Origin of the sequence: Streptomyces sp. 11-1-2 (assembly GCF_003595545.1) — a bacterium.
GTDB classification, from domain to species: Bacteria; Actinomycetota; Actinomycetes; order Streptomycetales; family Streptomycetaceae; genus Streptomyces; species Streptomyces hygroscopicus_B.
The window spans coordinates 6,302,550-6,321,926 of record NZ_CP022545.1; the positions used below are offsets into that span (position 1 = coordinate 6,302,550).

The window sequence follows — 19,377 nt, forward strand, 5'->3', positions numbered from 1 at the left end:
TGAGGAGCGGGGTCTGGGGCGGAGCCCCGGCGGGGGCCGGGCCCGGCCCCGGATTCGGGAAGGGGCGGGGAGGGGGAAAGACCCGCCGGACACCCCGTAAATCGCCCGTGTCAGTCCGTCGTGGCCGCCGGGTCCGCCGGATGCGGGGCCACCATCGGCAGCGAGGACGCCAGGCGCTGCTCGCACAGCTCGGCCAGCCGTTCGTATCCGGCCTTGCCCATCAGCTCCGTGAGTTCCGGCCGGTACGACCGGAACACCGGCTCCCCGGCCCCGTGCGCCGAGGTGGCCGACGTGCACCACCAGTGCAGATCGTGGCCGCCCGGCCCCCAGCCGCGCCGGTCGTACTCGGCGATGGTGACCCGCAGCACTCGGGTGTCGTCCGGCCGGTCGATCCAGTCGTAGGACCGGCGCACCGGTAGCTGCCAGCACACGTCCGGCTTGGTCTCCAGCGGCTCGCGCCCCTCCCGCAGCGCCAGGATGTGCAGGGCGCAGCCCGCTCCGCCCGCGAATCCCGGCCGGTTCTGGAAGATGCACGAGCCCTTGTGGCGCCGGGTCTGCCGCTCGCCGTCGTCGTCCTCCTGCACCCACCCCGAGGCGTGCCCCACATCGTGGAACTGCCAGATCTCCGGGGTCAGCCGGGCCATATGGCGGCCGACCCGCTCCTCGTCCTCCTCGTCGGAGAAGTGCGCGCCCAGCGTGCAGCAGCCATCGCTGGCCCGCCCCGCCTGGATGCCCTGGCAGCCCTGGCCGAAGATGCAGGTCCACCGGGAGGTCAGCCAGGTCAGATCGCATCGGAAGAACTGCTCGTCGTCGGCCGGATCGGGGAATTCGACCCATGCGCGGGCGAAGTCCAGACCGACCTCGTCCTCGGCGGCCCCGGCCCCGGACGGCGTCGGCTCCTCGGCCGCCCACTCCGGGGCGGTCTTCCGGCTTTTGCCCTGCTTCGCCTTTTTCGTCTTTGCCACGGTGTAAGGGTAGGCCCCTCGGCCAAAAGCCGGAGGTGGGGACCGCGCACGGCCCGGCGGCGCGGCGCAGGCCCGGGACCGGCCGCCGATCGGCCGCCCGGGCGCGCGATCGTGGGGGACCTGTGCATGACACCGAGGGGGGAGCAGTAGCGTTCACGTTATGAGACTCGGTGTCCTCGACGTGGGTTCGAATACGGTTCATCTGCTTGTGATGGACGCCCACCCCGGCGCGCGCCCGCTGCCCGCGCATTCGCACAAGGCCGAGCTGCGGCTGGCCGAACTCCTCGACGGCGCCGGGGCCATCGGCCCCGAAGGCGTCGACCGCCTGATCGCGGTGGTCAAGGAGGCGCTGGAGGCGGCCGAGGACAAGGGCGTCGAGGACGTCCTGCCGTTCGCGACCTCCGCCGTCCGTGAGGCGACCAACGCCGATGAGGTCCTGGCCCGGGTTGCCGAGGCGACCGGCGTGCGGCTCCAGGTGCTCAGCGGCGCGGACGAGGCGCGGCTCACCTTTCTGGCCGCCCGCCGCTGGTTCGGCTGGTCCGCGGGGAAGCTGCTGGTCCTGGACATCGGCGGCGGTTCGCTGGAGATCGCGTACGGCATGGACGAGGAGCCCGACACGGCGGTCTCGCTGCCGCTGGGGGCCGGCCGGCTGACGGGTTCCTGGCTGCTCGGCGACCCGCCCGACGCGGCGGAGGTACGGGCCCTGCGGCGCCATGTGCGGGCCGAGATCGCCCGGACCGTCGGCGATTTCAGCCGTCATGGGGCGCCGGACCATGTGGTGGCCACCTCCAAGACCTTCAAGCAGCTCGCCAGGATCACCGGCGCCGCGCGCTCCGCCGAGGGGCCGTACGTGGAGCGCCGCCTCACCCGCCGGGCGCTGGTGGAGTGGGTGCCGAAACTGGCCGCCATGACCACCGAGGAACGGGCCGGACTGCCCGGGGTTTCCGAGGGCCGGGCCGGACAGCTTCCGGCCGGGGCGCTGGTGGCGGAGGCCGCGCTGGATCTGTTCGGCGTGGAGCAGCTTGAGATCTGCCCGTGGGCGCTGCGCGAGGGCGTCATCCTGCGCCGCCTGGACCACCTGCCCACGTGACCACGCGGCGTCACCGGGGCCGGGAGCGGCGGCGGGGCTGGAAAGCGGCGACGGCCGGGCGGGAAAGCCCCGGCGGCCGGGCTGGAAGGCGTCGGTGACCGGGCTGGAAAGCGTCGGTGACCGGGCTGGAAAGCCCTGGTGGCTGAGCCGGAAAGCGGCGGTGGCCGGGCCGGAAACCCCTGGTGGCCAGGCCGGAGAGCGGAGGTGACCGGGCTGGAAAGCGGCGGTGGTTCAGCCGCAAGCGCCGCCGCGGTTCGGCTGCGGAGAGCAGCCGCCGTACGCTGTCCCTCGTGACAGAGCCAGTGGTGCGCATCCCGGATGCGAAGGTCGCGCTGTCCACAGCCTCGGTCTATCCGGAGTCGACGGCGACGGCCTTCGAGATCGCGGCACGCCTGGGCTACGACGGCGTCGAGGTCATGGTGTGGACCGATCCGGTCAGCCAGGACATCGAGGCGCTGCGTCGGCTCTCGGACTACCACCGGGTGCCGATCCTCGCCGTGCACGCTCCCTGTCTGCTGATCACCCAGCGGGTCTGGTCGACCGACCCCTGGGTCAAGCTGCAGCGGGCGAGAGCGGCCGCCGAGAAGCTCGACGCGTCCACCGTCGTGGTCCACCCGCCGTTTCGATGGCAGCGGTCCTACGCCCGCGAGTTCGTCAGCGGAATCTGGCGGATGGCCGACGAGACCGATGTGCGGTTCGCGGTCGAGAACATGTACCCGTGGCGCTATCGCGATCGCGAGATGCTGGCGTACGCCCCGGGCTGGGACGTCACCCAGGACGACTACCGCCACTTCACCATCGATCTGTCGCACACGGCAACCGCCCGTACGGACGCGATGGAGATGGTGGACCGCATGGGCGACCGGCTGGCCCATCTCCACCTCGCCGACGGCCAGGGCTCCAACAAGGACGAGCATCTGGTGCCGGGGCGCGGCAGCCAGCCCTGCGCCGAGCTGCTGGAACGGCTCGCGGCCACCGGTTTCGACGGCAATGTGGTCGTCGAGGTCAACACCCGGCGGGCCATGTCCACCGCCGAGCGCGAGGCCGACCTGGCGGAGGCCCTGGCGTTCACCCGGCTGCATCTGGCCTCGCCGACCTCGGCCACTCCGCCGAGCAGGGCGGTGCCCGGTTCATGACCCCCGCCTCGTCCCGGCCCGCCACGGGCCCGCGCAAGCGTGGCCGCCCGGCCCGTACGAGCGCCTCCGACGGCCCCGGCGCCCGCGACCGGATCCTGGCCGCGGCGCGCAACGAATTCGCCGAGCGCGGCTACGACAAGACCTCGATCCGTGGCATCGCCAAGGCCGCGGAGGTGGACCCGGCGCTGGTCCACCACTACTTCGGCACCAAGGAGCAGGTCTTCGAGGCGGCCATCGAGCTGATCTTCGCGCCCGCCATGGGCGCCCCGGACGCGGTGCACGGCAGCCGGGAGGGCGCGGGCGAGCGGATGGCCCGCTTCATGTTCGGCATCTGGGAGAACCCCGTCAGCCGGCTGCCGCTGCTCGCCGTGATGCGCTCGGCGCTGACCAACGAGACCGCCTCCGTGGTGCTGCGCGGCATGATCGAGCGCCGGGTGCTGCTGCGGATGGCGGGTGAGCTGGACGTCCCGAACCCCGAGTTCCGGGCCCAGCTCGCGGCCGGGCACCTCATCGGGATCGCGATGCTGCGGTATGTGATCCGGATGGAGCCGATGGCCTCGGCCGAGGTCGACGACATCGTGGCCATGGTGGGGCCCACCCTGCAGCGCTATCTGACCGAGAGCTGATCGAGGGCTTCCACACAGTGACCCCACCGTCTCTGGATCCGGACGGACCATCCGGATCCATGGACACAGGCGTAGGCTCAGAAGACTCCGATCCGATTCGCCGGGCGTCCCATTGGCTGGACGCACGTATTACGAGGGAGCCGAGCACCGTGCCCGAGCTGAGGTCTCGCACCGTCACCCATGGCCGCAACATGGCGGGCGCCCGCGCCCTTATGCAGGCGTCCGGCGTAGCGCGCGAGGACTTCGGCAAGCCGATCATCGCCGTGGCCAACAGCTTCACCGAGTTCGTGCCCGGTCACACCCACCTCCAGCCGGTCGGCCGGATCGTCAGCGAGGCGATCCACGCGGCGGGTGGCATTCCGCGCGAGTTCAACACCATCGCGGTGGACGACGGCATCGCCATGGGCCACGGCGGGATGCTCTACAGCCTCCCCTCCCGCGATCTGATCGCCGACTCCGTGGAGTACATGGTCGAGGCGCACTGCGCCGACGCGCTGATCTGCATCTCCAACTGCGACAAGATCACGCCCGGGATGCTGATGGCCGCGATGCGGCTCAACATCCCGACCGTCTTCGTCTCCGGCGGCCCCATGGAGGCCGGCCGGGCCACGCTCGTCGACGGCACCGTCCGCAAGCTGGACCTGATCAACGCGATCTCGGACGCGGTCAACGAGAACGTCTCGGACGAGGACATCCTCCGTATCGAGAACAACGCCTGCCCGACCTGCGGCTCCTGTTCCGGCATGTTCACCGCCAACTCGATGAACTGCCTGACCGAGGTGATGGGCCTCTCCCTGCCGGGCAACGGCTCGGTGCTGGCCACTCACACCGCCCGCAAGGCGCTCTACGAGACCGCCGGCCGTACGGTCGTGGACATCACCAAGCGCCACTACGAGCAGGACGACGAGACCGTTCTGCCGCGCTCCATCGGCACCCGCGCCGCCTTCGACAACGCCATGGCGCTCGACATCGCCATGGGCGGCTCGACCAACACGATCCTGCATCTGCTGGCCGCCGCCCAGGAGGCCGGTCTCGACTACGACCTCGACGACATCAACGAGGTCTCCCGCCGGGTGCCCTGCCTGGCCAAGGTCGCCCCGAACGTGGCCCCCGGCGGCACGTACTACATGGAGGACGTGCACCGCGCGGGCGGCATCCCGGCGATCCTCGGCGAGCTGTTCCGCGCCGGGCTGCTGAACGAGGACGTCCACTCCGTGCACAGCTCCTCGCTCGCCGACTGGCTCAAGACCTGGGACGTGCGCGGCGGTTCACCGTCCGCCGAGGCCGTCGAGCTGTGGCACGCGGCCCCCGGCTGCAAGCGCTCCGCCACCGCCTTCTCGCAGTCCGAGCGCTGGGACACGCTGGACACGGACGCCGCCGGCGGCTGCATCCGCGACCTGGAGCACGCCTACTCCCAGGACGGCGGACTGGCCGTCCTCAAGGGCAATCTGGCCGTCGACGGCTGCGTGGTGAAGACCGCGGGCGTGGACGAGTCGATCTGGACCTTCGAGGGCCCCGCCGTGGTCTGCGAATCCCAGGAGGAGGCCGTCGAGCGGATCCTGGGCAAGCAGGTCAAGGAGGGCGACGTCGTCGTCATCCGCTACGAGGGCCCCAAGGGCGGCCCCGGTATGCAGGAGATGCTCTACCCCACCTCCTTCCTCAAGGGCCGGGGCCTGGGCAAGGCATGCGCGCTGGTCACCGACGGCCGCTTCTCCGGCGGCACCTCGGGCCTGTCCATCGGCCACGCCTCGCCCGAGGCGGCGTCCGGCGGCACCATCGCCCTGGTCCAGGACGGTGACCGGATCCGCATCGACATCCCCGGCCGCACCATCGAACTCCTGGTGAGCGAGGAGGAGTTGGCGGCCCGTCGCGAGGCGCTCGGCGGCGTCTACGCCCCGAAGGACCGCGAGCGCAAGGTGTCCACCGCACTGCGCGCCTACGCCGCGATGGCCACCAGCGCGGACAAGGGCGCGGTCCGCGACATCAGCCGCCTCGGCTGATGTCGGTCCCGGCCGCCTCCACGGTGTCGTATCCGTAGACCGTGGTGAGGGCGTCACCGCTCAGCGTCAGCTCGGCGGGGACGCCACCGGGGTCCGTACGCGCCTTGCCTCGCCACAGCACCCGGCCGTCCCCGCGGTCCAGCGCGACCGTACGGCCCGCGGCGGTGGCCAGATACAGGGCGTTCCGGCGCCCGGACACGACGGGTGAGCCCAGCCACTCCACCTCCGTCGCCTCGCTCCACAGCCGCTTTCCGGCCGTGGTCGCTGACCCGCCGGGCGGCCGCGACCTCCTGACGGAACCGCACCCGGAACTCATCGTCGTCGGCGAACTGCTGATGCACCACCTTCAGGGCCAGCCGCCGCCCCGACTGCGACTGGGCCAGATACACCGTGCCCATCCCGCCGCGGCCGAGCCGCCGTTCGAGTGCGTAGCCTCCGATGGACTCCGGGTCCCCGGCGCGCAGTGCCATTCCTGTTCTTCCCCCCCACCGACCCGCGATCCGGCGGTCAACGTAGTCCATCTCCTCCGGCGTTTGCGGAGCGCAATCCAGCCCCTCCGGCGTTTGAGGAGCCGGGTCCAGGGGCGGAGCCTCTGGTAACGGGACGGGGCGAGTGGGGGAAAGCATCGATATGCGGCTCCGCCGTGTGGTCCGCCGGACACCCTCACCAGCCAGCGGGATCCCGCCCGTCCACCGCGAACACCGTGCCGTCCGGGCCCGTCGCGAACACCTTGCCGTCCGCCGCCACCGGCGCGGGCATCAGGTCCAGAAAGCCGCGACCGGCCGCGCCCCCGCGCGAGCGGGTCTCGCCGATCACCTCGCCCCGCTCGGCGTCCACGGCCAGCAGCCGGCCGTCCGCGGCCGAGAAGTACAGCCGTCCGTCCGCCGTCACCAGGGGCGAGGCGTTGGCCACCGAGGTCTCCAGGCGCCAGAGCCGCGCCCGCGCCGCACCCTCGCGCCCGGTGTCGACGGCCACCAACCCGCCGTCCGCGCCCAGCACATACACCCGGTCGCCGCTGGTGACGGCACTGGTCGCGGACACCGGCGCGGACAGCGCGACCCGCCGCTCCGTACGCCGCTCCGGGTCGTAGCGGACGACCGCGGTGGTACGGGTCCGGGTGTCCGTCTCGGTCAGCAGCAGCACTCCGCCGGGGCCGCTCCCGGCCGGGGTCAGGTTGCCGCTGAGCGAGGCGTGCCAGCGCGTGTCGCCGCGCACCGTGTCCACCGCCGTGACCAGCGTGTGCGCGCCGTCGCCCGAGGTGGTCACGGCGTACGCCGTGCGGCCGTCGCCGTACGAGAAGAAGGCGGGCCTGGCGTGGCCGGGCAGCCGATGGCTCCAACGCTCCTTGTTCGTCGCGCCGTTCACCGCCGTGACGGTGCCGTCCGGCGCGGCCAGCAGCACGGTGTCACCCGAGGAGTAGACGCCACCGTCGTAACGGGACACCTCGCGGCTCCAGCGGACGTCGTGGGTCGTGAGGTCGAGCGCCCGCAGCCGCCCGCCGTCCGGGGACACCGTCTGCACCAGACCGCCGGAGAACACGGGAGGGGAGATCGCCTCGCCGTCACCGGGGCTCCCCGCCGCGGACGGCCGCGACCAGACCACCCGGCCGTCGTCCGGATCGACCCGGGCGGCCTCGATACCGCGCCGGGCGCAGTACAGCGCGCCCGCTCCGTACGAGCAGAACGCGGGCCGCGCCCCCGAGCGCGCCGCTTTTCCGACGTCCAGCCCCGCCGTCCAGGGGCGCCATGCCTCCGCGGTCGCCGCGCTGTTCCGCGGCTGCCGCCCGCCGGACGCGTCCGCGCCACCGAACGGGCGCAGCGCGACGACCGTGCCCGCGCCCAGCAGCACGAGGGCCGCGAGCCCGGACAGGGCCCACCGCCGGACCCCCCGCCGCGCCACCGGCTCGTCGGCCGTGGGCTCCGCCGTCACCGACTCGGGCTCGGCCGCCACCGGTTCCGGCTCGGCCTTCATGTCCTTCATGAGCCGGGGCGCGGGCTCGGAGGCCGCTTTCACATGCGTATCCGTGGCGCCGACTCGCTCCCCACGCCCGCCCGGCAGGGAGTGCGGCTCCGGCGTCCGCTGCTGCGGCACCAGCGGGACGGGGCCGCGGGGCACCGGCGGATGGGGGCCGCGGACGGCGCGCAGGACCGTCATCAGGGCGTCGGGCGTGGGGCGTTCCTCGGGGTTCTTGGCCAGGCACCGCTGGATCAGCGGCAGCAGCTCATCCGGCACCCCCGCCAGATCCGCCTCGTCGTGCACCACCTGGTACGCCACGATGTACGGGCTCTCGGACTCGAACGGCCCCCGCCCGGTGGCCGCGTGCACCAGCAGCGAACCCAGCGCGAAGACATCCGCCGCCGGGCCCACCGCACGCGGCCGCTGGAACTGCTCCGGCGCCATGAACGGCGGAGTGCCGATCAACTGCCCCGTCTCGGTGCGCAGTTCACTGTCGGACGGCCGTGAGATGCCGAAGTCGATGACCTTCGGGCCGTCCGCCGCGAGCAGTACATTGCTCGGCTTGAGATCGCGGTGCACCACGCCCACCCGATGGATGTCCCGCAGCGCCTCCGCGAGCCCCGCGGCCAGTTGCACCGTCTCGTCCGGCGGCAACGGGCCGCTCCGCTTGACGTGTTCGGCGATGGTCGGGCCGGGGATGTAGAGGGTGGCCATCCAGGGCCTCGGCGCCTCCGGGTCGGCATCCACCACGGGCGCCGTGAACGCGCCGCTGACCCGCCGGGCGGCCGCCACCTCCTGCCGGAACCGCGCCCGGAACTCGGGGTCTTCGGCATACGCGGAATGGACGACCTTGACCGCGAGACGCCGTCCCGAGGGCGAGCGGGCCAGATGGACCACGCCCATGCCACCCGATCCGAGGCGCGCCTCGAGCCGGTATTGCCCGGCGTATTCCGGATCCTCCGCTTCCGGGCCCGTCCCGGCTCTGTGCACCGGCGGCATGCCCCACCCCCGTGAATTCGGCCGCATTCGCGACTCGGCGAGCCTAGTCGATGACACGTGCGAGCCTTGTTAACCTCCGCATGTCGTGTCACTTCGCACGACATGTGCACAACTTCGGAAAGAAGTTCAACGGGGGAGGGGCCGTCATGGCCATTGAAGAGACCGCGGAAACCGTCGCCACCACCGACACCGCGAACGCCATCGACACAGCCAACGCCACCGACACAGCCAACGCCACCGACACCGCGGACGGCACGGACGCCGTCGGGGTCGCCGCCGGAGCGATCACCTATCCGACCGCGCCCGGCTACCAGGTGAACGTCCGCAGCGGGCCCGGCACCAACCACAGAGTCGTCAAGGTGCTGCCGTACAACACCCGTGTCCCCATCCGCTGCCAGCGGCACGGCGAGAAGGTCTCCGGACCGTACGGCACCACGGACATCTGGGACAGCATCGCCCCGGGCCAGTACGTGTCCGACGCCTATGTGAGGACCGGCAGCGACGGCTTCGTCACCGTGCCCTGCGGCTGACCCACGGCCGGAGCGCAGCCAGCCCCCGGAGCCGCGAGTGCGGCGCCGGGGGCCGGCTGACGGAAGGGGGCGTTTCCCCCCGAGTGGGCGTCGTTACGCCGGGACCCGCTCCTCGATGGTGGCGTCACGCTTGACCACCGCGTTGTGCCGCTCGGTCCAGGTGGCCAGCGCCATCTCACAGGCGTGGTCCACATGGCGCAGCCCGGTCAGGTCGAGCTCGACCTCCCGCTCACGGGGCAGCCCCTCCAGCTCGTCCAGCAGCTTGGGCAGTCGCAGGAAGGTCGCGTTGCCGCGCACCCGGACGCGCAGGGGCTTGTCGCCGGCACCGTCGCCGGCGTCGTCGTTCTCGCGCCCGCTGACCTCGACATGCACATGCGAGGTCTCCCAGGCCGTCTTGGCCACGGCCATCAGCAGACCGATGATCACGCCCTCGAACATATTGGTGACCACGATCGCGCCGGCGGTGACGACCAGGATGATCGCCTCACCGCGGTGGGTCCGCCACAGCGGCACCAGGTCCTTGGTCGGGATCAGCTTCCAGCCCGAGTACACCAGCACACCGGCGAGCGCCGCCACCGGGATGATGCCCAGGGCCGAGGGGAAGAGCACCGCGAAGATCAGCAGCCACACACCGTGCAGCACCCGCGACGCCTTCGTCTTCGCGCCGGCCTGCACATTGGCCGCGCTCCGCACGATCACCGCGGTCATCGGGAGCGCACCGAGGACACCGCACACCGCGTTGCCCGCGCCCTGCGCCATGAGCTCCTTGTCGTAGTCGGTGCGGGCACCGTCGTGCAGCCGGTCCACGGCCGCGGCGCTGAACAGGCTCTCGGCCGAGGCGATCAGCGTGAAGGCGAGCACGGTGCCGATGACGCCCACCTCGGCGAGCGCCTGGAACTCACTGCCGCCGGGCGGCTGGATGGCGTCCAGCAGACCCTTGACCTCGACCCGCGCGATCGGCAGGTCGAAGATCACGGTCGAGGCAGTGGCGAGCGCGACGGCCGCCAGCGGAGCGGGCAGCACCTTGGCGCCCTGGCGGAAACGCGGCCACAGCACCAGGACCGCGATCGTGCCGACGCCCACGGCGAGCGCCTTCAGTGCGTCCCCGGAACCGGCCACGTCCCCGATGAGCTCCGGAATACCGAAGATCTTGTCGAGCCCGCTGGTCGGCGCCTTGGCGTCGGCGAGCGCGTAGAGCTGTCCGGCGATCAGCACCAGACCGATGCCCGCGAGCATGCCCTGCACCACGGCGACGGAGATCGCCCGGAACCAGCGGCCGAGGCCGAGCGCGCCCATGGCCAGCTGCAGCAGTCCGGAGATCAGGACGAGGACGCCGAGTGCGGCGACGCCGTATTGCTCCACGGCCTCGTACACCAGCACGGTCAGACCGGCGGCCGGGCCGGAGACCTGCAGGCTGCTGCCCGGCAGGAAGCCGGTGACCAGCCCGCCGACGATGCCGGTGATCAGGCCGAGCTCGGCCGGAACACCCGAGGCCACCGCCACCCCCACGCACAGGGGGACGGCAACGAGGAAGACGACGAGAGAAGCGGTGAAGTCGGCGCGGAATGTTTTGGCGCCGGATGAGCCTGAGGTGCCTCCGGCACCACGGAAACGGTCAAAGAGAGAGTTTCGCATGAGGGTTGCCTCCAGTGCGCCCCGTCACCGGCTCATGGGCAGGCGGGGGCACGGCATAGCGCTACGTCAGTGGGATCGATGGAATCGGTCGCTGGCGGTTGAGATCGCTTGCTGGGAGAAGCGTGAAAGCGTGGAGAAGTGTCCGAGACGAACCGCCGGGCTACGGCGATGTAGCTCTCAGCAGCGGAAGATCTGGAGGATGACGGGCAGCTCGCCCGATCTCGACACCGGAACGGCTTGCCGCCCGGTGACCGGTGTGGAGATGGCGGTACGCGGCACCGGAACACCAGTGTCGCAACCGCACACACATCCGTATTTGCCGCTCGGTGTGGGAGCGGTCAGCGGGGCCCGTCCACGGAGCCCCTTGCAGTCTTCCGTTCCGTGGTCGCCGTGCGCGGAGACCCATGATTCCGTGGTCGGCCGCGGATCGGCTGAAGCGGTGACGCTGCTCGTTTCGGGATGGATGACCTGCGCGGACGCGCAATCAGCCGCGATGAAGAGGGCAAGCAACACGGCTACCGCCGTTACCAGTGCATGAGCGGTATGCCGAATGCTCCTCACCATCGCCCCCTTCCCGTACGTATAGACACCGACCCCTATTGTGTCCATGAGATCGTGACCATTTGCAAGTCGATATGTAACCGACTTGTGAACTTGGAGTCATCGAACAGGACTGCTTGGTTCCGGGCGCCCCCATAGGCGCTGGCGCAAAGCGGCTTCCCGGTCACGCCGGATGGCGCGAGAAAATTAATTCATCGAACGACGAATAAGTAATTCATAAGCGCCAGGGATAATGGGCCACCCGTGGGAAGATGGCGGAGAACGCACTTGCAGCACAGCACGACCCACTCAGGTATGAGGAGAGCCGCACTATGACGGAGAAGGTCGCCGTGCTCGGCACGGGAAAGATCGGCGAAGCCCTTCTCAGCGGAATGATCCGAGGTGGCTGGTCGCCGTCCGACCTCCTGGTCACGGCCCGCCGCCCCGAGCGCGCCGAGGAGCTCCGCTCGCGCCACGGCGTCGAGGCCGTCTCCAACGCCGAGGCCGCCAAGTCCGCCGACACCCTCATCCTCACCGTCAAACCGCAGGACATGGGCGCCCTGCTCGATGAGCTCGCCCCACACGTCCCCGCCGACCGGCTGGTCATCTCCGGCGCCGCCGGCATCCCCACCTCCTTCTTCGAGGCGCGCCTGGCCGCCGGCACCCCGGTCGTCCGTGTGATGACCAACACCCCCGCACTGGTCGACGAGGCCATGTCCGTCATCTCGGCGGGCAGCCACGCCACCGAGGAGCACCTCGCCCACACCGAGGCGATCTTCGGCGGCGTCGGCAAGACGCTGCGCGTCCCCGAGTCCCAGCAGGACGCCGCGACCGCCCTCTCCGGCTCCGGCCCGGCCTACTTCTACTTCCTCGTCGAGGCCATGACCGACGCGGGCATCCTGCTGGGCCTGCCCCGCGACAAGGCCCATGACCTGATCGTCCAGGCGGCCATCGGCGCCGCGGTGATGCTGCGCGACAGCGATCAGCACCCGGTCAAGCTGCGGGAGGCCGTGACCTCCCCGGCGGGCACCACGATCAACGCCATCCGCGAGCTCGAGAGCCACGGGGTGCGCGCCGCGCTGATCGCCGCGCTGGAGGCGGCCCGCGACCGCAGCCGCGAGCTCGCCTCCGGCAACGGCTGACGCCGACCAGCCGCTCTGCTCAGGCGGGCGGCAGCAGTCCGACCGCCGCATACGCCTCGTCCACCCGGGGCCGGGCCAGCCCGCGCGCCCGCTCGGCCCCGGCCCGCAGCACCCCGTCCATATAAGAGGGGTCGGCGCACAGCTCCGCGTGCCGGGCCTGAAGGGGCCGCAGCAGTTCCAGCACCGCCTCCGCCGTGGCCCGCTTCAGCGCCCCGTACGAGCTGAACTCCCCGGCCAGCACCTCCGGCTTTCCATCGGTGCACGAGGCGAGCACATCCAGCAGATTGGCCACCCCCGGCTGCTCCGTCCGGTCGTACCGCACCTCGGTTCCGCTGTCCGTGACGGCCCGCATGATCTTCTTCCGCACCGCGTCCGGTTCGTCGAGCAGATAGACGATGCCCGCCGTCTCCGCATGCGACTTCCCCATCTTCGAGGTGGGGTCCTGCAGATCCATCACCCGCGCCGAGACCCGCGGCTGAGTGGCCCGGGGCACGGTGAAGACCGGTCCGTACCGCTGGTTGAACCGCTGCGCCAGGTCCCGGGCCAGCTCGACATGTTGTGTCTGGTCCTCGCCGACGGGCACCTCATGCGTGCCATAGACGAGGATGTCGGCCGCCATCAGCGCCGGATAGGTGAGCAGCGACAGCCGTACGCTCCGCCCCCTCGCCTGTTCCCGCGCGGCCGTCTCCTTGTACTGGATCATCCGCCGCATCTCGCCGTCGGTGGCCGTGCACTCCATGAGATAGGACAGCCGCGCGTGCTCATCCACCTGGCTCTGGACGAACAGCGTGCACTGCTCGGGGTCGAGCCCCGAGGCCAGCAGCAGCGTGGCGGCCTGCCGGGTGAGCCGCCGCACCCGCGCCGGATCGTGCTCCACCGTGAGCGCGTGCAGATCGACGACGCAGAACAGCGCGTCGGCACGGTGCTGGTCCTCCTGAACCCACCGGCGTACGGCCCCGAGGTAGTTGCCGAGGGTCAGATGCCCGCTCGGTTTGATCCCACTGAAGATCCGGCGCCGTGCCGTCTTCGTCTCCGTCATCTCTCTGCCATCTCCCGCTGTGTCGGGACCGCCGACCCGGCCGGCCGGGCTTCGCGGGGAGGGAGATACGCGAACGGCCGCCGGAGCGGCGGCCGTGGTTGCGCATGTGTTGATAGAGGCGGCCGCCGTCAGGCGGCCCACCACCGTGGGTGTACACATGCGCTCGTCATGCCCTGGACGGTACGCCCTGACGGGGCGTCCGGCCATGAGTTTGATGGTCCTCGGGGCGTCGTGTACTGTTCACCGAGTTGCCACGGAGCCCTGCGGGGAAACGCGGCAGCCACTCGAGCCGCACCGGCGGCAAACCACTTCTGCACGGTCCCTCATCGGGATGGATTTCGGCATGCCGGAATTCGGATCGGGAAGCTCGATTATGAGCTTCCGGGGGAATCCGCTAAAGTAGTGGACACGCCGGAAGGCGCGAAAGACCCCGCTCCAACAGGGGGCCGGAAACGGAATTCGGACCGGAAACGGAACGGAAAACGGATCTGGTAAGGTTGGAAACACCGAAGGGAAGCGCCCGGAGAGACCGGTGAAACGGTTTCAAAGGAAGCGTCCGTTCCTTGAGAACTCAACAGCGTGCCAAAAGTCAACGCCAGATATGTTGATACCCCGTCCATCTCGGACGAGGTTCCTTTGGAAAAATACACAGCGAGGACGCTGTGAGCGGACTGGATTATTCCTCCGGTCTGCTCCGCTCTCGTGACTGTGTGACCGGGATATCCCGGAAGCATTCACGGAGAGTTTGATCCTGGCTCAGGACGAACGCTGGCGGCGTGCTTAACACATGCAAGTCGAACGATGAACCGGTTTCGGCCGGGGATTAGTGGCGAACGGGTGAGTAACACGTGGGCAATCTGCCCTGCACTCTGGGACAAGCCCTGGAAACGGGGTCTAATACCGGATATGACACGCTCCCGCATGGGATGCGTGTGGAAAGCTCCGGCGGTGCAGGATGAGCCCGCGGCCTATCAGCTTGTTGGTGGGGTGATGGCCTACCAAGGCGACGACGGGTAGCCGGCCTGAGAGGGCGACCGGCCACACTGGGACTGAGACACGGCCCAGACTCCTACGGGAGGCAGCAGTGGGGAATATTGCACAATGGGCGAAAGCCTGATGCAGCGACGCCGCGTGAGGGATGACGGCCTTCGGGTTGTAAACCTCTTTCAGCAGGGAAGAAGCGAGAGTGACGGTACCTGCAGAAGAAGCGCCGGCTAACTACGTGCCAGCAGCCGCGGTAATACGTAGGGCGCAAGCGTTGTCCGGAATTATTGGGCGTAAAGAGCTCGTAGGCGGCTTGTCGCGTCGGATGTGAAAGCCCGGAGCTTAACTCCGGGTCTGCATTCGATACGGGCAGGCTAGAGTTCGGTAGGGGAGATCGGAATTCCTGGTGTAGCGGTGAAATGCGCAGATATCAGGAGGAACACCGGTGGCGAAGGCGGATCTCTGGGCCGACACTGACGCTGAGGAGCGAAAGCGTGGGGAGCGAACAGGATTAGATACCCTGGTAGTCCACGCCGTAAACGTTGGGAACTAGGTGTGGGCGACATTCCACGTTGTCCGCGCCGCAGCTAACGCATTAAGTTCCCCGCCTGGGGAGTACGGCCGCAAGGCTAAAACTCAAAGGAATTGACGGGGGCCCGCACAAGCGGCGGAGCATGTGGCTTAATTCGACGCAACGCGAAGAACCTTACCAAGGCTTGACATACACCGGAAACCTCTGGAGACAGGGGCCCCCTTGTGGTCGGTGTACAGGTGGTGCATGGCTGTCGTCAGCTCGTGTCGTGAGATGTTGGGTTAAGTCCCGCAACGAGCGCAACCCTTGTTCTGTGTTGCCAGCATGCCTTTCGGGGTGATGGGGACTCACAGGAGACTGCCGGGGTCAACTCGGAGGAAGGTGGGGACGACGTCAAGTCATCATGCCCCTTATGTCTTGGGCTGCACACGTGCTACAATGGCCGGTACAATGAGCTGCGAAGCCGTGAGGTGGAGCGAATCTCAAAAAGCCGGTCTCAGTTCGGATTGGGGTCTGCAACTCGACCCCATGAAGTCGGAGTCGCTAGTAATCGCAGATCAGCATTGCTGCGGTGAATACGTTCCCGGGCCTTGTACACACCGCCCGTCACGTCACGAAAGTCGGTAACACCCGAAGCCGGTGGCCCAACCCTTGTGGGGGGAGCCGTCGAAGGTGGGACTGGCGATTGGGACGAAGTCGTAACAAGGTAGCCGTACCGGAAGGTGCGGCTGGATCACCTCCTTTCTAAGGAGCACATAGCCGACTGCGAGCGCATGTCTCGCACGGTTTGCTCATGGGTGGAACGTTGACTATTCGGCATCGTCTGGATGCTCTTCTCTGTTAGTACTGCTTCGGCGTGGAACACAGAGTGAGCAGAAAAATGATGCCGGGCACGCTGTTGGGTGTCTGAGGGTACGGGCTGGAAAGTTGCCTGTTCCTTCGGCCGGTCCCGGTGAACCGCATCGTGAGGTGTGGGTGACGGGGTACGGGTCGTTGTTTGAGAACTGCACAGTGGACGCGAGCATCTGTGGCCAAGTTTTTAAGGGCGCACGGTGGATGCCTTGGCACCAGGAACCGATGAAGGACGTGGGAGGCCGCGATAGGCCCCGGGGAGCTGTCAACCGAGCTTTGATCCGGGGGTGTCCGAATGGGGAAACCCGGCAGTCGTCATGGGCTGTCACCCATACCTGAACACATAGGGTATGTGGAGGGAACGCGGGGAAGTGAAACATCTCAGTACCCGCAGGAAGAGAAAACAACCGTGATTCCGGGAGTAGTGGCGAGCGAAACTGGATGAGGCTAAACCGTATGTGTGTGATACCCGGCAGGGGTTGCGCATACGGGGTTGTGGGAGTGCTTTTGATCGGTCTGCCGGCCGGTCGGTGAGTCAGAAATTGTTGATGTAGGCGAAGGGCATGCGAAAGGCCCGGCGTAGAGGGTAAGACCCCCGTAGCTGAAACGTCAGCAACTTGCTTGAGTATTTCCCAAGTAGCACGGGGCCCGAGAAATCCTGTGTGAATCTGGCGGGACCACCCGCTAAGCCTAAATATTCCCTGGTGACCGATAGCGGATAGTACCGTGAGGGAATGGTGAAAAGTACCGCGGGAGCGGAGTGAAATAGTACCTGAAACCGTGTGCCTACAAGCCGTGGGAGCGTCGCCGTGTTCTTCGGAGCACGGTCGTGACTGCGTGCCTTTTGAAGAATGAGCCTGCGAGTTTGCGGTGTGTTGCGAGGTTAACCCGTGTGGGGAAGCCGTAGCGAAAGCGAGTCCGAATAGGGCGGTTTAGTAGCGCGCTCAAGACCCGAAGCGGAGTGATCTAGCCATGGGCAGGTTGAAGCGGAGGTAAGACTTCGTGGAGGACCGAACCCACCAGGGTTGAAAACCTGGGGGATGACCTGTGGTTAGGGGTGAAAGGCCAATCAAACTCCGTGATAGCTGGTTCTCCCCGAAATGCATTTAGGTGCAGCGTCGTGTGTTTCTTGCCGGAGGTAGAGCACTGGATAGGCGATGGGCCCTACCGGGTTACTGACCTTAGCCAAACTCCGAATGCCGGTAAGTGAGAGCGCGGCAGTGAGACTGTGGGGGATAAGCTCCATGGTCGAGAGGGAAACAGCCCAGAGCATCGACTAAGGCCCCTAAGCGTACGCTAAGTGGGAAAGGATGTGGAGTCGCAGAGACAACCAGGAGGTTGGCTTAGAAGCAGCCATCCTTGAAAGAGTGCGTAATAGCTCACTGGTCAAGTGATTCCGCGCCGACAATGTAGCGGGGCTCAAGCGTACCGCCGAAGTCGTGTCATTGCAGCATGTGGTCTAACGATCGCTGTGATGGGTAGGGGAGCGTCGTGTGCCGGGTGAAGCAGCCGTGTAAGCGAGTTGTGGATGGTTCACGAGTGAGAATGCAGGCATGAGTAGCGATACACACGTGGGAAACGTGTGCGCCGATTGACTAAGGGTTCCTGGGTCAAGCTGATCTGCCCAGGGTAAGTCGGGACCTAAGGCGAGGCCGACAGGCGTAGTCGATGGACAACCGGTTGATATTCCGGTACCCGCTTTGAAGCGCCAACGTCGAACCAGGCGATGCTAAGTCCGTGAAGCCGCCCTGATCTCTTCGGAGTTGAGGGGAGTGGTGGAGCCGACGGTCCAGACCTGTAGTAGGTGAGTGATGGGGTGACGCAGGAAGGTAGTCCAGCCCGGGCGGTGGTTGTCCCGGGGTAAGGGTGTAGCCCGAGGAGTAGGTAAATCCGTTCCTCTTTAGGGGTGAGACCTGATGCCGAGCCGATTGTGGTGAAGTGGATGATCCTATGCTGTCGAGAAAAGCCTCTAGCGAGTTTCATGGCGGCCCGTACCCTAAACCGACTCAGGTGGTCAGGTAGAGAATACCGAGGCGTTCGGGTGAACTATGGTTAAGGAACTCGGCAAAATGCCCCCGTAACTTCGGGAGAAGGGGGGCCATTGCTGGTGATGGGATTTTCTCCTTGAGCTGGTGGTGGCCGCAGAGACCAGCGAGAAGCGACTGTTTACTAAAAACACAGGTCCGTGCGAAGCCGTAAGGCGATGTATACGGACTGACGCCTGCCCGGTGCTGGAACGTTAAGGGGACCGGTTAGTCACATTTCGGTGTGGCGAAGCTGAGAACTTAAGCGCCAGTAAACGGCGGTGGTAACTATAACCATCCTAAGGTAGCGAAATTCCTTGTCGGGTAAGTTCCGACCTGCACGAATGGCGTAACGACTTCTCGACTGTCTCAACCATAGGCCCGGTGAAATTGCACTACGAGTAAAGATGCTCGTTTCGCGCAGCAGGACGGAAAGACCCCGGGACCTTTACTATAGCTTGATATTGGTGTTCGGTTCGGCTTGTGTAGGATAGGTGGGAGACTGTGAAGCCGCAACGCCAGTTGTGGTGGAGTCATTGTTGAAATACCACTCTGGTCGTGCTGGATGTCTAACCTGGGTCCGTGATCCGGATCAGGGACAGTGTCTGGTGGGTAGTTTAACTGGGGCGGTTGCCTCCTAAAGGGTAACGGAGGCGCCCAAAGGTTCCCTCAGCCTGGTTGGCAATCAGGTGTTGAGTGTAAGTGCACAAGGGAGCTTGACTGTGAGACCGACGGGTCGAGCAGGGACGAAAGTCGGGACTAGTGATCCGGCGGTGGCTTGTGGAAGCGCCGTCGCTCAACGGATAAAAGGTACCCCGGGGATAACAGGCTGATCTTCCCCAAGAGTCCATATCGACGGGATGGTTTGGCACCTCGATGTCGGCTCGTCGCATCCTGGGGCTGGAGTCGGTCCCAAGGGTTGGGCTGTTCGCCCATTAAAGCGGTACGCGAGCTGGGTTTAGAACGTCGTGAGACAGTTCGGTCCCTATCCGCTGTGCGCGTAGGAGTCTTGAGAAGGGCTGTCCCTAGTACGAGAGGACCGGGACGGACGAACCTCTGGTGTGCCAGTTGTCCTGCCAAGGGCATGGCTGGTTGGCTACGTTCGGGAGGGATAACCGCTGAAAGCATCTAAGCGGGAAGCCTGCTTCGAGATGAGGACTCCCACCCACTTGATGGGTTAAGGCTCCCAGTAGACGACTGGGTTGATAGGCCAGATATGGAAGCCGGGTAACTGGTGGAGTTGACTGGTACTAATAGGCCGAGGGCTTGTCCTCAGGTGCTCGCGTCCACTGTGTTGGTTCTGAAGCAATGAACCGTATTGAACCCC

General features: G+C 67.4%; 11 protein-coding genes, 2 rRNA genes and 1 pseudogene. 8 read left to right on the plus strand and 6 right to left on the minus strand.

All coding sequences use genetic code 11. The features are described 5' to 3' along the window. Positions 1–110: 110 nt before the first annotated feature. Entirely contained in the window at positions 111–965 is an 855-nt protein-coding gene (locus tag CGL27_RS26805; protein ID WP_119990537.1) for a hypothetical protein, read from the minus strand. A 160-nt stretch (positions 966–1,125) separates the two neighbouring features. Here CGL27_RS26805 and CGL27_RS26810 point away from each other — a divergent pair, with 160 nt between their 5' ends. From CGL27_RS26810 to ilvD, 4 genes are all read left to right on the plus strand, one after another. After that, positions 1,126–2,055: a Ppx/GppA phosphatase family protein gene (locus tag CGL27_RS26810; RefSeq protein WP_078642788.1), complete on the plus strand. Its 930-nt coding sequence runs from the start codon at positions 1,126–1,128 to the stop codon at positions 2,053–2,055. A gap of 290 nt (positions 2,056–2,345) precedes the next feature. Beyond that, positions 2,346–3,191 (plus strand): sugar phosphate isomerase/epimerase, encoded by an 846-nt coding sequence (locus CGL27_RS26815; protein ID WP_240450645.1) that lies wholly within the window; start codon positions 2,346–2,348, stop codon positions 3,189–3,191. After that, the gene (locus CGL27_RS26820) at positions 3,188–3,817 is read left to right on the plus strand and encodes a TetR family transcriptional regulator (RefSeq protein WP_078642790.1); all 630 of its coding nucleotides are present in this window, start codon (positions 3,188–3,190) and stop codon (positions 3,815–3,817) included. The genes CGL27_RS26815 and CGL27_RS26820 overlap by 4 nt, the downstream gene beginning before the upstream one ends. Before the next feature lie 149 nt (positions 3,818–3,966). Continuing rightward, entirely contained in the window at positions 3,967–5,817 is a 1,851-nt protein-coding gene (gene ilvD, locus CGL27_RS26825) for a dihydroxy-acid dehydratase (protein ID WP_119990542.1), read from the plus strand. On the opposite strand, the gene CGL27_RS53585 is transcribed toward ilvD, so the two are convergent. The 3 genes and pseudogenes from CGL27_RS53585 to CGL27_RS26840 all read right to left on the minus strand — a co-directional run bounded on the left by CGL27_RS53585 (position 5,801) and on the right by CGL27_RS26840 (position 8,772). Next, positions 5,801–6,133, minus strand: coding sequence for a PQQ-binding-like beta-propeller repeat protein (locus CGL27_RS53585; protein ID WP_119990544.1), 333 nt, complete (start codon positions 6,131–6,133; stop codon positions 5,801–5,803). The two genes, ilvD and CGL27_RS53585, sit on opposite strands and share 17 nt — an antisense overlap. Beyond that, positions 6,081–6,287: pseudogene (locus CGL27_RS52275) on the minus strand (hypothetical protein); the annotation flags it as partial. The gene CGL27_RS53585 and the pseudogene CGL27_RS52275, both read right to left, overlap by 53 nt. Positions 6,288–6,480: 193 nt before the next feature. Next, entirely contained in the window at positions 6,481–8,772 is a 2,292-nt protein-coding gene (locus CGL27_RS26840) for a PQQ-binding-like beta-propeller repeat protein (protein ID WP_162953076.1), read from the minus strand. 146 nt (positions 8,773–8,918) lie between these two features. On the opposite strand from CGL27_RS26840, the gene CGL27_RS26845 reads away from it, so the two are divergent. After that, positions 8,919–9,302 (plus strand): SH3 domain-containing protein, encoded by a 384-nt coding sequence (locus CGL27_RS26845; protein ID WP_119994567.1) that lies wholly within the window; start codon positions 8,919–8,921, stop codon positions 9,300–9,302. Between the two features lie 93 nt (positions 9,303–9,395). Here CGL27_RS26845 and CGL27_RS26850 read toward each other — a convergent pair whose 3' ends face one another. Beyond that, on the minus strand, positions 9,396–10,937 hold the full coding sequence (locus CGL27_RS26850; RefSeq protein ID WP_119990548.1) for a SulP family inorganic anion transporter: 1,542 nt from the start codon (positions 10,935–10,937) through the stop codon (positions 9,396–9,398). 872 nt (positions 10,938–11,809) lie between these two features. On the opposite strand from CGL27_RS26850, the gene proC reads away from it, so the two are divergent. Continuing rightward, complete coding sequence (gene proC, locus CGL27_RS26860) at positions 11,810–12,619, plus strand: pyrroline-5-carboxylate reductase (RefSeq protein ID WP_014053983.1); 810 nt, start codon at positions 11,810–11,812, stop codon at positions 12,617–12,619. A 19-nt stretch (positions 12,620–12,638) separates the two neighbouring features. On the opposite strand, the gene trpS is transcribed toward proC, so the two are convergent. Next, positions 12,639–13,658, minus strand: a complete 1,020-nt coding sequence (gene trpS / locus CGL27_RS26865; protein WP_119990550.1) for a tryptophan--tRNA ligase — start codon at positions 13,656–13,658, stop codon at positions 12,639–12,641. A 733-nt stretch (positions 13,659–14,391) separates the two neighbouring features. Between trpS and CGL27_RS26875 the strand changes: the two genes are divergently transcribed. After that, a 16S ribosomal RNA gene (locus CGL27_RS26875) occupies positions 14,392–15,918 on the plus strand. A gap of 285 nt (positions 15,919–16,203) precedes the next feature. Further along, positions 16,204–19,324 (plus strand): 23S ribosomal RNA (locus tag CGL27_RS26880). The 16S and 23S rRNA genes sit together here, the layout of an rRNA operon. Positions 19,325–19,377 lie beyond the last annotated feature (53 nt).

Coding starts and splice junctions, on each gene's coding strand:
- CGL27_RS26850 (WP_119990548.1), bottom strand. CDS start 10,937: ATGCGAAACTCTCTCTTTGACCGTTTCCGTGGTGCCGGAGGCACCTCA.
- CGL27_RS26820 (WP_078642790.1), top strand. CDS start 3,188: ATGACCCCCGCCTCGTCCCGGCCCGCCACGGGCCCGCGCAAGCGTGGC.
- CGL27_RS26810 (WP_078642788.1), top strand. CDS start 1,126: ATGAGACTCGGTGTCCTCGACGTGGGTTCGAATACGGTTCATCTGCTT.
- CGL27_RS53585 (WP_119990544.1), bottom strand. CDS start 6,133: ATGAGTTCCGGGTGCGGTTCCGTCAGGAGGTCGCGGCCGCCCGGCGGG.
- proC (WP_014053983.1), top strand. CDS start 11,810: ATGACGGAGAAGGTCGCCGTGCTCGGCACGGGAAAGATCGGCGAAGCC.
- trpS (WP_119990550.1), bottom strand. CDS start 13,658: ATGACGGAGACGAAGACGGCACGGCGCCGGATCTTCAGTGGGATCAAA.
- CGL27_RS26840 (WP_162953076.1), bottom strand. CDS start 8,772: ATGCCGCCGGTGCACAGAGCCGGGACGGGCCCGGAAGCGGAGGATCCG.
- CGL27_RS26845 (WP_119994567.1), top strand. CDS start 8,919: ATGGCCATTGAAGAGACCGCGGAAACCGTCGCCACCACCGACACCGCG.